The following is a 358-nucleotide window of genomic DNA, read 5'->3' on the forward strand; positions in this document are numbered from 1 at the left end:
CGGGACGCTCGCTCAGGAGCTTGTCGATGCTCTCTTCCACGAGCCCCTTCGTGCCATGGGCCTGCTCGGTGTAGATCTCGCCCTGCATGACGTAGAACTCGTGGTCGACCTTCGGCAGACCTTCCTCCGGCTCCACCAGGATCAGGCCGTACATGCCGTTGGCGATGTGCTGGGCGACCGTGGGAGTTGCGCAGTGGTAGACGTAAAGTCCGGGGTTAAGCGCCTTGAACTCGAAGCCGCGGGTTTCGCCTGGAGCTGCCTCGGTTGCTTTCGCGCCGCCGCCCGGGCCGGTCACCGCATGGAAGTCCACATTGTGCATCATCACGCTGTCGTCGGCGTTCTTCAGCTTGACCTCGAC

General features: G+C 63.1%; 1 protein-coding gene. It reads right to left on the reverse strand.

The features are described 5' to 3' along the window. On the reverse strand, nt 1-358 hold a 358-nt coding region (locus KBI52_RS00615; protein ID WP_210804763.1), incomplete at both ends, for a multicopper oxidase domain-containing protein.

This window comes from Microvirga sp. HBU67558 (genome assembly GCF_018069605.1).
In the GTDB taxonomy this organism is placed as follows: Bacteria; Pseudomonadota; Alphaproteobacteria; order Rhizobiales; family Beijerinckiaceae; genus Microvirga; species Microvirga terrae.